General features: G+C 60.8%; 12 protein-coding genes. 7 read left to right on the top strand and 5 right to left on the bottom strand.

Annotation, left to right across the window (positions count from 1 at the left end):
- Positions 1-71: 71 nt before the first annotated feature.
- The 3 genes from QM647_RS10725 (at position 72) to QM647_RS10715 (ending at position 3019) form a co-directional block, all read left to right on the top strand.
- Positions 72-983 carry an aldo/keto reductase gene (locus QM647_RS10725; RefSeq protein WP_414995506.1) on the top strand — a complete coding sequence of 304 codons (912 nt, stop codon included), beginning with the start codon at positions 72-74 and terminating at the stop codon, positions 981-983.
- Positions 984-1057: 74 nt separating this feature from the next.
- Positions 1058-1393, top strand: a complete 336-nt coding sequence (gene grxD / locus QM647_RS10720) for a Grx4 family monothiol glutaredoxin (protein ID WP_414995505.1) — start codon at positions 1058-1060, stop codon at positions 1391-1393.
- A gap of 63 nt (positions 1394-1456) precedes the next feature.
- Positions 1457-3019 carry a hypothetical protein gene (locus tag QM647_RS10715; protein WP_414995504.1) on the top strand — a complete coding sequence of 521 codons (1563 nt, stop codon included), beginning with the start codon at positions 1457-1459 and terminating at the stop codon, positions 3017-3019.
- Between the two features lie 55 nt (positions 3020-3074).
- Here the strand turns inward: QM647_RS10715 and rpsD are convergent, their stop codons facing one another.
- Positions 3075-3692, bottom strand: a complete 618-nt coding sequence (gene rpsD / locus QM647_RS10710) for a 30S ribosomal protein S4 (protein ID WP_090647917.1) — start codon at positions 3690-3692, stop codon at positions 3075-3077.
- 276 nt (positions 3693-3968) lie between these two features.
- On the opposite strand from rpsD, the gene QM647_RS10705 reads away from it, so the two are divergent.
- From QM647_RS10705 to QM647_RS10690, 4 genes are all read left to right on the top strand, one after another.
- Positions 3969-5927: a ferritin-like domain-containing protein gene (locus QM647_RS10705; protein WP_414995503.1), complete on the top strand. Its 1959-nt coding sequence runs from the start codon at positions 3969-3971 to the stop codon at positions 5925-5927.
- Positions 5928-6032: 105 nt separating this feature from the next.
- The gene (locus QM647_RS10700) at positions 6033-8114 is read left to right on the top strand and encodes a methyl-accepting chemotaxis protein (RefSeq protein ID WP_414995502.1); all 2082 of its coding nucleotides are present in this window, start codon (positions 6033-6035) and stop codon (positions 8112-8114) included.
- 57 nt (positions 8115-8171) lie between these two features.
- Positions 8172-9020 carry a hypothetical protein gene (locus QM647_RS10695; protein ID WP_414995501.1) on the top strand — a complete coding sequence of 283 codons (849 nt, stop codon included), beginning with the start codon at positions 8172-8174 and terminating at the stop codon, positions 9018-9020.
- Positions 9021-9046: 26 nt separating this feature from the next.
- Positions 9047-9574, top strand: coding sequence for a TIGR00645 family protein (locus QM647_RS10690; protein WP_414995500.1), 528 nt, complete (start codon positions 9047-9049; stop codon positions 9572-9574).
- Here QM647_RS10690 and QM647_RS10685 read toward each other — a convergent pair whose 3' ends face one another.
- The 4 genes from QM647_RS10685 to QM647_RS10670 all read right to left on the bottom strand — a co-directional run bounded on the left by QM647_RS10685 (position 9575) and on the right by QM647_RS10670 (position 13556).
- Complete coding sequence (locus QM647_RS10685) at positions 9575-10858, bottom strand: hemolysin family protein (protein ID WP_414995499.1); 1284 nt, start codon at positions 10856-10858, stop codon at positions 9575-9577.
- Between the two features lie 83 nt (positions 10859-10941).
- Positions 10942-11475: a hypothetical protein gene (locus QM647_RS10680; RefSeq protein WP_414995498.1), complete on the bottom strand. Its 534-nt coding sequence runs from the start codon at positions 11473-11475 to the stop codon at positions 10942-10944.
- Between the two features lie 9 nt (positions 11476-11484).
- Complete coding sequence (gene fghA, locus QM647_RS10675; RefSeq protein WP_414995497.1) at positions 11485-12333, bottom strand: S-formylglutathione hydrolase; 849 nt, start codon at positions 12331-12333, stop codon at positions 11485-11487.
- Positions 12334-12446: 113 nt separating this feature from the next.
- On the bottom strand, positions 12447-13556 hold the full coding sequence (locus QM647_RS10670) for an S-(hydroxymethyl)glutathione dehydrogenase/class III alcohol dehydrogenase (RefSeq protein WP_414995496.1): 1110 nt from the start codon (positions 13554-13556) through the stop codon (positions 12447-12449).
- Between the last annotated feature and the right edge of the window lie 144 nt (positions 13557-13700).

The following is a 13700-nucleotide window of genomic DNA, read 5'->3' as shown; positions in this document are numbered from 1 at the left end:
CATATGGCTTTCATCACAGTGTTCACCATGCCCCAGACGACACGCTGTATCGCACGCAGGAGGCCGTAGCCATGCGTTACCGTCCCTTCGGCCGCTCCGGCATGGCGTTATCGACGATCGGGCTGCGTTTGAAATCCGCGAACCTGAACAATAACCGCCCTCTGATGCACCGGCTGATTGTGACCGCCCTGGAAAACGGCATCAATACCTATCATTTCGATACCCTGGATGTCGGCATCCTGCGCGCGGCGGCCGAAGCCTTTTCGGTGGTCGAACGCCGGCTGCTGTTCATCTCCGTTACGGCGCACGAGTCGTGGCAATCGCCGGATAACACCACCTATGCCCTGCCGCCGCTGAAGGAGCGCCTGCGCGGCGCCATCAAGGATTCGGGCCTGCAATGGCTGGACGTGCTGTATTTCAGCCAGCCCGGCGCCACGACGCTTTCGGAAGAAACGCAGAACTTCCTGCTCAGCCTGCAGAAATCGAAGATGCTGCGTTTTCTGGGCGGCCTGGGTGAAACAGAATCCCTGTATGACCTGATTGCCTGCGACTATATGAACGTCATCCAGACCAGCTTCGACATCGATTCCAGCTGGGACAAGCGGCGCAAGATCGATGACGCCGTGGTGCGCGACATGAATGTCATCGCCACCGACTTCTACCCCGAAGCCTATCGCAAAGAGTCGGACGTAGTGCCGAAGGAGGCCCGGCGCGGCTTTTTCGGCGGCAAGCCCAGGAACCCGCTGGCTGGCGCCGGCACCCACGCCTTCCTGCACCAGACGCCCGAATGGACGCCGGAACAGCTCTGCCTCGGTTATGCACTCGCCCAGTCCAGCATGTCGTGCATCCTGATCGACGCCGAAAGCCCGGAGCATCTCGAATCTTTGGCCGATGTGCCGGAACGCCACCTGCCCTCCTCAGTCCCGGCCCAGATCGAGATGGCGCGCTTCAATGAGCGTGCGCACAAACTCGCTGGTGGGTAAATTTCAGCCACTGCTCTTTATTTGCCTGCGCGCTTCGCCTATATGCGGAAAGACTGTTTAAAGGAGAGCGTACCGTGAGCGCAGAGACCGACGTCCACAGCTTCATCGACACCACCATCAAGGGGCACGACATCGTCCTCTTTATGAAGGGGACGCCCGATCAGCCGCGCTGCGGCTTCTCCTCGCTCGTCGTGCAGGTGCTCGATCATCTGGGCGCTCAGTATATCGGCGTCGACGTGCTGCAGGACAACGACCTGCGCGAAGGCATCAAGGTCTTTTCCGACTGGCCGACCATTCCCCAGCTCTACGTCAAGGGCGAATTCATCGGCGGCGCCGACATCGTGCGTGAGATGTTCCAGTCCGGTGAACTGAAGACGGCGCTTGCCGACCAGGGCCTGATCGAGGCGTAAAACGCCTCTTTTACAAATCGGCATCCTGATTTATCCTCCCTCTAAATAATCTGGGGGGACATCATGAAGTTTGTTTTACGTAACGCCACAGCTGCGATTCTGCTCGTGGCGTTTCTCATTGCGCCAAGCGCACATGCCGAAGACTGGTTGAAGGCGGAAACCGCACATTTCACCCTTTACAGCAACGCATCCGAGAAGAAGACGCGCGGTTACGCCAAAAAACTGGAAGCCTTCCGCACCCTGACCAATATGCTGCTGGGGGCCTCGGATAACGGCCCGCAGACCCGTTTTACGCTCTACATACTGGCCAAGGACGACCAGATGTTGTCAGTACGTCCGGAGTTTGCCAGGCAGGTCGGCGGCGTCTATTTCAATTGCATTGAAGGTACTCAGGCATACAGCGCCGTGCAGAATACCAGTGGCGCCGCTCAGGACTGGAACCTGGTCGTGCTGTTCCATGAGTACAGTCACTATGTCATGTTCCAGCACGCGCGCACCTATTACCCGGCCTGGTATGTTGAAGGTTTTGCCGAATATCTGTCCACGGCCGACCCGGAAAACGACACGATCACCATTGGAGAAATGTCAGAAGGACGCAGCTATACGCTCGCAGAGGACCGCTGGATATCCTTCAACCGGGTGCTCGATCCCGGTTTTGGTTTTGCCGGCGACAAGAACAACAACAGCTGGGAGATCGAAAGTTTTTACGCCCAATCGTGGCTGCTAACGCATTACATGCTCAGTGACGACAAGCGCGCGCAGAATCTGAATGCCTATTTCAAGCGACTGCGCGAAGGCGAAGCCCCCGTTGCCGCTTTCGAGGCAGCAACGGGCATCAAGGTCAGCAGTCTGAAGACCATTCTGCAACGATATGCACAAAAGACCTTTTACCTGAAGGTTCCGGTCACGGACTATCCTGACAGTCAGCTTGTCGTTACCCCTGTCCCGGCCGCAGATTCTGCCTATTTGCTTGATGCTTCACTGCTAACGACCTGTCCGGTCGACACCCAGGGGAAAGCCATCTTGAGCCGTTTGCAGACCCACCTGACGGCCCAGGCCTCGCCAGAGCTCCGCCTGGCCGTCGCACACGCGCAAATCCTGTATGGCGATGTGCGTGCCGCAGAAACTGGCCTCAAGGCACTGGTTGACAGTGCGCCTGACAGTTTTGAAGCCAATTATCTGCTGGGACGCGCCTACCTGAAAGAGGCCGAAGGCAAATCCGGCGATGACGCCAACGCCCTGATCGATCAGGCCCGCGCCTCATTCGTCACCGCCTATCGTCTGAAGAAAATGGATGCGCCAAACCTATATTTCCTCGCGCGCAGCTTTTCCAGCAAGCCTGGCTTTCCAGACATGAATGTGGTCAATGCCGCCAACGGCGCCCATGTGCTGGCGCCGGGCGTGCTGGAATATGCCGGTCTGGCCGCCTTTGCCGATCTCGTCAATGATCGCCGTGACGATGCTGTGGCGGCACTGGAGCCATTTGTCGGCGATCCGCACAACCGCGCTCAGGCCGAACGCATCAAGAATACCGTTGATGCCATCACTGCCGGCAAGCCGACAGCCGAGGTGATGAAGATCATGAATGACAATTCTTCCCCGCCTGAATCTTCAGGGGCAAAATAACAAAAACCCCGGAAGAGCGATCTTCCGGGGTTTCTTCATTCCGATAATCCGAAAATTACGAGGAGTAATATTCGACGATCAGGTTCGGTTCCATCTTGACCGGATACGGCACTTCGGCCAGTTCCGGCATGCGGACGAAACGGGCCTTCATGCCCTTGGCATCCAGCTCGATATAGTCCGGCACGTCGCGCTCGGGCGACTGCAGGGCTTCGAGAACCAGGGCCATATTGCGCGAACGCTCACGGACTTCGATCACGTCATCGGCCTTCACGCGGTAGGACGCGATGTTGACGCGCTTGCCGTTGACCAGGACGTGGCCGTGGTTGACGAACTGACGGGCCGCCCAGACGGTCGGCACGAACTTGGCGCGGTAGACGACGGCGTCCAGACGCGATTCCAGCAGACCCACCAGGTTTTCCGAGGTGTTGCCCTTGCGGCGGTCGGCCTCTTCGTAGGTGCGCAGGAACTGTTTTTCGGTGATGTTACCGTAGTAACCCTTCAGCTTCTGCTTGGCGCGCAGCTGGGTGCCGAAGTCCGAGATCTTCGACTTGCGGCGCTGACCGTGCTGGCCGGGGCCATAGGAGCGCTTGTTGACGGGGGACTTGGGACGGCCCCACAGGTTTTCACCCATGACGCGGTCGAGCTTGTACTTGGCGCTGTGGCGCTTCGACATATCGTACCTTCGATATCTAACCCTGACCGGCTTCCCGCGGACGTGCGAAAGGCGATTGCAACGGCGGTTCAGGATCAACCCGTAATAACGTCCCGGACATGTCTGGGGCGTTGAAGTGGCGGCTTATGTCGGAAAGGTGAGCGGGAGTCAAGCACCATAAGGCGTTTTCGCAGAAATGAGCCCTTGCCAGCCGGCGAATGACAGTGGCACATTTGTACAAGACCGCTGGCCGGGGATCTGAGTATCGCTATACGCAATCCATCACAAGGTATAGATATGTCCGCAGAAACGCCCATCCGTGTCAGCACCCGCGAGGAACTGATCTTCCTGCTGGCCGAGGCGGCGGAAATCGAGCACAATCTGATGTGCTGCTATCTGTTCGCCGCCTTCTCGCTGAAAACCGAAGCCGATGGCCTGTCGCCTGAGCAGGCAAAGGTAGTGGCCGCCTGGCGGCGCGACATCATTTCCATAGCGGTCGAGGAAATGGGTCATCTGGCCCTGGTGGCCAATATCACCATTGCGATTGGCGGCTCACCGCATTTCGGCCGGCCGAACTTCCCCATTGCCGCCGGCTATCATCCCTCCGGCGTGGTGGTCGAACTGCATCCCTTCAACAAATCGACGCTCGATCACTTCATCTATCTGGAACGGCCGGAAGGCGATACGCGTCCCGACGGCGCCGCCTTTACCCGTAAGGCGGAGACCTACGACCGCAATATGGGCGCTGACAAGCTCATGCCCAACGGTCAGGATTACGCCACCGTCGGCCACCTGTATCGCGGTATCCGGCAGGCCCTGGCCGATCTCAGTCAGCGCCTGGGAGAAAACAGGCTGTTCATAGGCGACATGTCCTTGCAGGTCGGCCCCGATATGACGCCCCTGCCCGGCCTGAAGATCGTCAAGTGCCTGAAAACAGCGCTGGCGGCCTGCGATACCATTGTCGACCAAGGCGAAGGGGCGGATGGCGATAATGCCCGCTCACATTACAACCGCTTCCTGGCCATGTGCGACGCCTATCATCAGATGGAGGCCGCCGATCCAGCCTTCACGCCGTCACGGCCGGTCGCCGATAATCCGGTCATGCGGCGCGGACCGGATCGCGGCAATCTGTGGGTCGACGCACCGGAGGCGGCCGCCGTCATGGATCTGGCCAATGCCATCTATAACGTCATGCTGCGCGCGTTGTCACAGGGCTTTGCCGACAACGATCCGGTGCGCAAGCGCGCCTTTATCGATGTCTCGATCGACGGCATGTACGCCCTGACGCCGGTGGCCGAACAGTTGACCCGGCTGAAAGCTTCCACCACCGTGCCGGATGTCACGGCGGGGATGAGTTTCGCCACCCTGCGCGATGTCACGCCCCTCCCCGATGGCAAACCGGCCTTGGCCTTCATCGCCGAACGTCTGGAAGAACTCTCCGAAGGCGCCCGCAAGGCCCTGACGGGTGAACTGGCGAATGGCACGTCCAACCGGTTGGCGACACTGGCAAAGAAACTGCGCGGCATTCAAACAGCGCCCGTAAAGGAGACGGTTATGGCTGAACCCCAGGCCGGTAAGGCTGAGACCAAGGGCTATGAAAACGGCCAGGCGCCGTCGATTGAATATGCCGAGGGCAAGGACGTCATCATCGAATTCGAGGCCAAGCGCTGCATCCATGCCCGCTTCTGCGTGCTGCAACAGCCGGGCGTCTTCAAGGCCAATGTCGTGGGGCCCTGGATCGCGCCGGATGACGCCGACTGCGCCGACAATCTGGTGACCACGGCGCAGAATTGCCCGTCCGGCGCCATCCAGTACAAACGCAAGGATGGCCGTCCGCAGGAATTGCCGCCGCTCGTCAACCTGATCCAGGTGCGTGAAAACGGCCCCAATGGTTTCCGCGGCGCGCTGATCCTGGACGGCCAGCCGATCGGTTATCGCGCCACGCTCTGCCGCTGCGGGCGCTCGAAGAACAAGCCCTTCTGCGACCAGACCCACAAGGAAGGCGACGATCCGTTCATCGCCACGGGCGAACCGGAAACCGGCGATGTCACGGCGCTGGCGGTGCGTAATGGCGAGGTTCAGATCAATCCGCAAAAGAACGGCCCCTTGCGCATTTCCGGCAATCTGGAAGTGCTGAGCGGCACCGGCCGAACCATTCGCAAGGCTCAGGCGCTCCAGCTTTGCCGCTGCGGACATTCCGGCAACAAGCCCTATTGTGACGGCAGCCATGCCCGCGTCGGTTTCGTCAGCGAATAATTCTGCGCGAAGCGGACAGGGTTAATATTTGAGCAACCGTTTCTATCCACAGTCCGGACCTGACCATGCGTTAATTTAGTCAGGTATAAGGTACAGGGGTTGCTTATGTTGTCACGGTCTCTCCCGGTGAAAATCGCGCTGATCAGCGCCACCGCCCTCGCGCTCGTCTTCGGAACCAGCAGCTTCATTCTGTCACAGGGCACCGGCCACAGCCTGACCAACCAGACCAATGCCCTGCAGGCCGACGTTGCCGAGAAGGAATCCAACGTCGTGCGCAACCGGCTGGACCAGGCCGCGACCATTGCCGACGACATTGCCGCCTCCTCGCTGGCGATTAAATCGACCGGCCTGACTGAACGCAGCGCCCAGGATGCCCTGCTTAAGGCTCTCCTCGAAAAACATCCGGACATTCTCGGCACCTACACGGCCTGGGAACCGAACGCGCTCGACGGCAAGGACGCCCAGTATGCCGGCACCGCAGGCAATGATGCCTCCGGCCGTTATGTCCCTTACTGGAACCGCGGCACCGGCAGCATCATCCGTGAAATTCTGGTCGATTATGACAAGCCCGGCGCCGGCGACTATTACCAGCGCCCGAAAAATGAAGGCCGCGCTGTCGCCATGGAGCCCTACGTCTATCCGATCGCCGGAAAAGACGTGCTGATGACCTCCTTCACGCGCCCCCTGACCATTAACGGTCAGTTTGTCGGCATCGCCGGGGTCGATGTCGATCTGGGCTCGCTCAACGCGCAACTGAGCGCCATCAAGCCGTTTGATACCGGTCTCGTGGCCCTGATTTCCAAGACGGGCCTCGCCGTCAGCTACCCGAACGCCAAGGCGGCGGGCAAGCCGATGAAGGATTTCGATGCCGGCACCGCCGATGCCGCCGCCCGCGCCATCGCCGCCAACAAGACTGTGCAGATCGACGCCAAGGGGCCGGACGGCAAACCCTGGCGCTATCTGGCCTCCCCTATCGCCGCGGCCGGTACCGAAGATACCTGGGCGGTCGTCGTGCAGGTGCCTGTGGCCACGCTGAACGCGCAGGTCGATCACAACAACCGCTTCATGCTGGGTATCTCCCTGCTGTGCATCCTGATTTCCGCCGGCCTGATCTTCTTCGTGCTCTATTCGCTGGTCGGCAAGCCGCTCAACAGCCTGAAGGGCAGTTTCGACAAGATGGCGGGCGGCGATCACAATGCCGACGTGCCGGAAGCGAAGCGCATCGACGAAATCGGCCTGATCGGCAAGGCCGTCATGGCCTTCCGCGAAGGTCTGCGGACCAAGGCGCACGCCGAATCCGAGGCGGAAATCCAGCGCCAGGCCCAGGCCGAACGCGAGCGCCACGCCGCCATGAGCGAACTGGCCACCCAGTTCGAACGCGCCGTCGGCTCCATCGTCAACGAAGTCGGCGAGGCCTCGAATGAGATGAAGGCCTCCGCCGAAGCGCTCAACGCCATCGCCTCGCGCGCCTCCGGCCAGACCACCTCTATCGCCTCGGCCACCGAACAGGCCGCCACCAATGTCCGCACGGTCGCAGCGGCTTCGGAGGAACTGTCCAGTTCGATCCACGAGATCACCTCGAAGGCGCAGCTGTCTTCCACCATCGCCCAGCAGGCGGTGGAACAGGCCAATCTGTCCGATGCGCGTATCCGCGATCTGGAAGCCGCCGCCGCCAAGGTCGGCGAGGTCGTCAGCCTGATCCAGGCCATCGCCCAGCAGACCAACCTGCTGGCGCTCAACGCCACCATCGAGGCCGCCCGTGCCGGTGATGCCGGCAAGGGTTTCGCGGTCGTCGCCACCGAGGTCAAGACCCTGGCCGCCCAGACCGCCAAGGCCACCGAAGATATCAGCTCGCACATCGGCACCATCCAGTCGGCCACCAGCGGCACGGTTGACGCCATCCAGTCGATCCGCGCGACCATCGACGAGATGAACCAGATCGCCCAGGCCATCACCATCAATATGGAACAACAGGGCGCCGCCACGGCCGATATCGCCCGCAATGTCCACGAAGCCGCCCAGGGCACGGATGAAGTGGCCAGCCATGTCCATTCCGTCGCCCAGGCAACACAGGAAACCGGCCAGGCCTCCAACCTGGCCCTGGATACGGCATCGCGTCTGGTCGAGCAATCGGCCCAGATGCGTGAGCAGATCGCACAGTTCGTGGCCAAGGTACGTGCGGGCTAGGCATTCTGTTAATACCCAAGTCACTAGACTGCGGACGTGTAAGAGTGGTGGGGTATCATGACGATCAAGGCCAAGATTCTCTCGCTGGTCGCGGCCTTCGCGGTGCTGGCCATCGCCATTACCGGGCTGGCCCTGAAGACCATGGCCGATTATGACCGGATCATCGCCGACTATGATCACGCCTCGGAAAACGCCTTTCGCGGCGAACGCCTGAACCGCTACCTCACCACCGCAGCCATGGAAGGCCGGGCCGTCTATGCGGCGAAGACGCCGGAAGCCATCCGAGCCGCCGCTGATCAGGTCGATGTCCGCGCCAACCTGCTGACCGCCTTTATCACGGACTGGGCAAAAGAACTGAAACCCGGTGAACTGCCGGAGTTCACCAAGGTCGAACCCTACGTTCTGGACTTTGCCACCGATGGCCACACCGTCGCCCGCCTGGCCCGCAATGAAGGCCTGGACAGCGCCCGCGCCTTTGGCAATCACGACATCTTCCGGGTGCACCGGGAAAACACCCAGGCCGATATCGATGCCATGGTGGCGCGGATCAATGCGCAGCAGGCCCGTTCGCATGACGCCATGGATCGTTTCCGCAGCGAACGCCAGACCCAGTTCCTCGTCATGGCCTCCATCGGCATACTGCTTCTGGTGCTGGGGTCGCTGTGGATCGTGATCGATTCCATCACAAATCCGCTCGACCGCGTGCGCCAGTCGATGATCCGGATTTCGAAGGGCGAATACGACACCGCTCTGCCGACCAGCGAGCAGTCCGACGCCATGGGCACCGAGATCGGCGAACTATGGCGCGCGCTCGGCGTGCTCAAGGCCCACGCCATCGAAGCTGAGCGCCTGTCGGACGAAAAGCTGAAAGAAGAACAGGCTTTGCGCGAACTGGTGCTTGATTAAGCCGGCATATCGGGCGACAAGTGCCCATGCTCAAACTTGAATACATCATCGAACGCCTGATCCTTTCCAGCCGCTGGCTGCTGGTGATCTTCTATCTCGGCCTCGCCTGCGCCCTGGCGGTCTATGGCGTCTCCTTCTGCGTCAAGTTCTACAGCGTGGCCCTGCACACTTTCGACTATGATCCGAACGAGATGATCCTGGCCATGCTGGGCCTGATCGATGCGGCCCTGGTGGCCTCACTGATCGTCATGGTGATGATCTCCTCCTATGAGAACTTCGTCTCGCGCTTCGACGAGGACGACCATGGCGACAAGGACCAGGTCAGCTTCCTGGGCAAGCTCGATTCCGGCTCGCTCAAGATCAAGGTGGCCTCCAGCATCGTCGCCATTTCCTCGATCCATATGCTTCAGGTTTTCCTGAACCTTGAGAAATACGACAACCAGAAGATCATGCTGGTCATCGCCATGCACCTGGCCTTTGTGATCTCGGCCCTGCTGCTCGGTTTTCTGGAAAAGCTGACGGGCAAGTCTAAGCCGCCCGTCACCAAGGGCTAATCAGCTGTTGTGGAACAGCAGTTTGTCGATGCGGCGCTCGTCCATATCGACAATCTCGACCCGGAACCGGCCCAGCGTCACGATCTCGCCCTCCTTCGGGAAGCGTCCCAGCTTGTGCAGGATCAGCCCAGCCACCGTATGGAAGCCTCCGCCGGTTTCGAAATCCTCACCGATGGCATCCCCCAGTTCGACCAGATCGGCGCGGCCATCGACCAGGAAAGAACCGTCTTCGCGGCGGACGATCATCAGGCGATCGTCGTCGTGGGTCTCGTTCAGGTCGCCGGCGATCATTTCCAGCAGGTCGGTCGGCGTCAGCACGCCTTCGAAGCCGCCATATTCATTGATGACGAAGGCCATATGCAGACGCGATTCCTTAAAGCGTTCCAGCGCCACCAGCAATGAGGTGGTGACCGGAATATAGATCGGCTCCTGCGCTATCGCGGCCAGATCAAGCGGCGCACCGGCCAGGAGCGCATCGGCGATATCGCGCTTGTGCGCCACGCCAAGCGGTTCCTCAAGGTCCTGCCCGCGCACCACGACGAAGCGCGAATAGGGACACTCACGGATCTGTCTCATCAGATCGGCCGCGTCCTCGTCGATCGACACGCGATAGACCTCGGTGCGTGGCGTCATGGCCACGCGGACCGTGCGATCGCCCAGGCGCATCACCTCGGTCATCATCTGCTTTTCACCGGGCTCGATCAGACCGGCCCCCATGCCTTCGGCCAGCGTCGTCTCGACCTCTTCCTGGGTAATGGACTCGCCCTTCTCATCACGGACGCCGATCAGCTTCAGCACCAGAGACGTGGAACTGGTCAGCAGCCAGACGAACGGTGCCAGCAGCAGGGAGAGGAAGTTCAGCGGCCGTGCCACCGTGCCGGCGATGCGCTCCGGGAACAGCAGGGCCAGGCGCTTCGGCACCAGTTCGCCGATGATCAGCGACAGATAGGTCAGGACCACGACGACAACGGCGGTCGATATGGCTTCCGAATAGGGCGCCAGAGCGGGAATGGGATTGATCAGCTTGTCCAGTTCACCCGCCAGGGTTGCCTGGCCATAGGCGCCGGCCAGGATGCCGATCAGGGTGATGCCGACCTGGACGGCCGAGAGGAAGCGGTTGGGATCGTTGGCCAGTTTGAGCGCTTCGGCGGCGCCCCTGTCGCCACGGTCGGCGCGGCTTTGCAGTTTGGGACGTTTGGAGGAGACCACGGCCAGTTCGGACATGGAAAAGATACCGTTCAGCACCACGAGGAGCAGGACGACGGCACCGGCAAAGAGCAGCATTTGAGGGAGAATCCGGACGAGACCTCAGGCGGTCACGGCATAAGCCTAACGGCTCTTGCCATGGCGCACACATGACATCTGCGTTACTTCCGAATAATGAGTAACTTCAGGCTGGCGGATGGCGCATTGCTGAGCTGGATGGCGTAGACGCCCGGTTCGAGCGTGAAATCCACCGCCTTGTGGACTGTGGTGCAGGCCGGTCCCTGATTATGGCTCACCGACTTCACAATCTTGCCGTCCCTGACGACATCGACCCAGGCCTTGTCATCCAGCGCCACGGTGTAGGTGCCGGTCTCGGTCACCTTGAGCGACAGCAGACCGCCAAAGCTGTTGACCATGGGCGCCTTGTCGGCGGCAACCGGATACATCACCTGGGCGACCGACAACAGGGTCAGGTCATAGGCATGACTTACGGAAACATCGGGCGATTTCGCCGGATCGCCCGCGGCGGCGAGGGTTTCCGGTGATATCCAGCCCGACCAGGCGGGCGGCAGGTTGGAATCGGAAGGCGTCGTGCAGGCCGCGGCGGGCGCACTCACCGCTTGGGCTTGAGCCACTGAGGCCTGCCCCGCAGAGGCGGCCGCGATCAGCGTCATTGCCAGGATAAGGGTTTTCATGACGGGCTCCTAAAGCCGTTCGGCGTGGAAGGCGATATGGTCGTCGATAAAGCTCTGGATGAAGTAGTAGCTGTGGTCGTAGCCTTCGTGGTAGCGCATCGTCAGTTTCTGGCCGGCGGTGGTGGCGGCCTGTTCCAGCAGGTCGGGCATCAGTTGCTTTTCGAGGAAGGGATCGGCCAGGCCCTGATCGACCAGGATATCATCGAACGGCGCGGCCATGCCCTTGGCCATCAAGATGGCGGCGTCATGGCGTTCCCAGGTGTCGTGGTCATTGCCGAGATAGGCGGCGAAGGCCTTTTGGCCCCACGGGGCGCGGCTGGGCGATGAGATCGGGGCGAAAGCCGAAACCGACCTGAACAGGTGCGCATGGTTCATGGCCAGGGTCAGCGCCCCGTGTCCGCCCATGGAGTGGCCGAAAATGCCGCGCCGTTTCGGATCGGCCGGGAAATTGGCTTCGATGGCCTCGATCAGGTCTTTGGTGATGTAGGTTTCCATCTGGAAGTTCGGCTTCCACGGCGCCTGGGTGGCATCGACATAGAAGCCGGCCCCCTGCCCCAGGTCATGGGCCTCGTCATCGGCGGCGGCGCCACGCGGGCTGGTATCCGGCGCCACGATGATCAGGCCAAGCTCGGAGGCCTTACGATAGGCGCCGGCCTTTTCGGTGAAATTATTGGCCGTGCAGGTCAGGCCGGAGAGCCAGTAGAGCACGGGGAACGGGGCATCGGTGCGCGTTTCGGCGACATCGGGCACGAAGACGCTGGCGCTCATGCTCGATTGCGTGGCGGCGCTGTCATGACGAATGAAATAGAGGATGCCGTCATAGACGCGATGCTGGGAGATAAATTCCACTGAAAACATTCCATAGTCCCTGTCATGGTGTCACAGCCTCAGATGCCGGACCTTCAGTCTGAGGCTGCTGGTTTGCCCTGTCAGTTGGGTTTACGCTTGCGGAAACACAAATTTCCGTAAGTTTAGAACACCACCACCGAGCGGATGCTTTCGCCCTTGTGCATCAGGTCAAAGGCTTCGTTGATGCGCTCCAGCGGCAGGGTGTGGGTGATCATCGGGTCGATCTCGATCTTGCCGTCCATGTACCAGTCGACGATCTTCGGCACATCGGTGCGGCCGCGCGCACCGCCGAAGGCCGAGCCCTTCCAGACGCGGCCGGTGACCAGCTGGAACGGACGGGTGGAGATTTCCTTGCCGGCCTCGGCCACGCCGATGACGATGCTCTCGCCCCAGCCGCGGTGGCAGGCTTCGAGCGCCTGGCGCATGACCGTGGTGTTGCCGGTGCAGTCGAAGGTGTAGTCCGCGCCGCCGCCGGTCAGTTCGACCAGGTGCGCAACGATATCGCCCTCAATTTCCTTCGGATTGACGAAGTGGGTCATGCCGAAGCGCTCGCCCCACTCTTTCTTCGCGTTATTGACATCGACGCCGATGATCTTGTCGGCACCGACCATTTTCAGCCCCTGGATGACATTGAGGCCGATGCCGCCAAGGCCGAAGACCACCGCATTGGCGCCGGGCTCAACCCCCGCCGTATTGGTGACGGCGCCCACACCGGTGGTCACGCCGCAGCCGATATAGCAGGCCTTGTCAAACGGGGCGTCGTCGCGGATCTTGGCCAGGGCGATTTCCGGCAGGACGGTGTGGTTGGCGAAGGTGGAACAGCCCATATAGTGATAGATCGGCTGGCCCTTATAGGAAAAGCGCGTGGTGCCATCGGGCATCAAACCCTTGCCTTGGGTGCCGCGAATAGCGGTGCAGAGGTTGGTCTTGCGGCTCAGGCAGGATTTGCACTGGCGGCATTCCGGCGTGTAGAGCGGGATGACGTGATCGCCCGGCTTCAGGGTGGTGACGCCCTCGCCGACTTCGACCACCACGCCGGCGCCTTCATGGCCCAGGATGACCGGGAAAATGCCTTCCGAATCGAGGCCATCGAGCGTGTAGGCGTCGGTATGGCAGATACCGGTGGCCTTGATCTCGACCAGCACTTCCCCATAGCGCGGCCCTTCGAGATCGACCTCGACGACTTCCAGCGGCTGATTGGCGGCAAAGGCGACGGCGGCGCGGGTTTTCATGGTCAGGACTCCTTAAAATCAGTGGTGCCTTTTTGCGAAGCTTTGCCCCTTTTGACAAGGTTAAATGCGTTTTCTCCCCGCAATTCGAGCCACAGGTTAACGCTAGGGAAATCAGGAAACCCTTGCCCGCAAAGGGTGTAGCCA

Source organism: Asticcacaulis sp. (assembly GCF_047605585.1).
GTDB lineage: Bacteria > Pseudomonadota > Alphaproteobacteria > Caulobacterales > Caulobacteraceae > Asticcacaulis.
The sequence above is the reverse complement of the archived record's forward strand: the minus strand, read 5'-3'. Positions and strand labels throughout refer to the sequence as shown.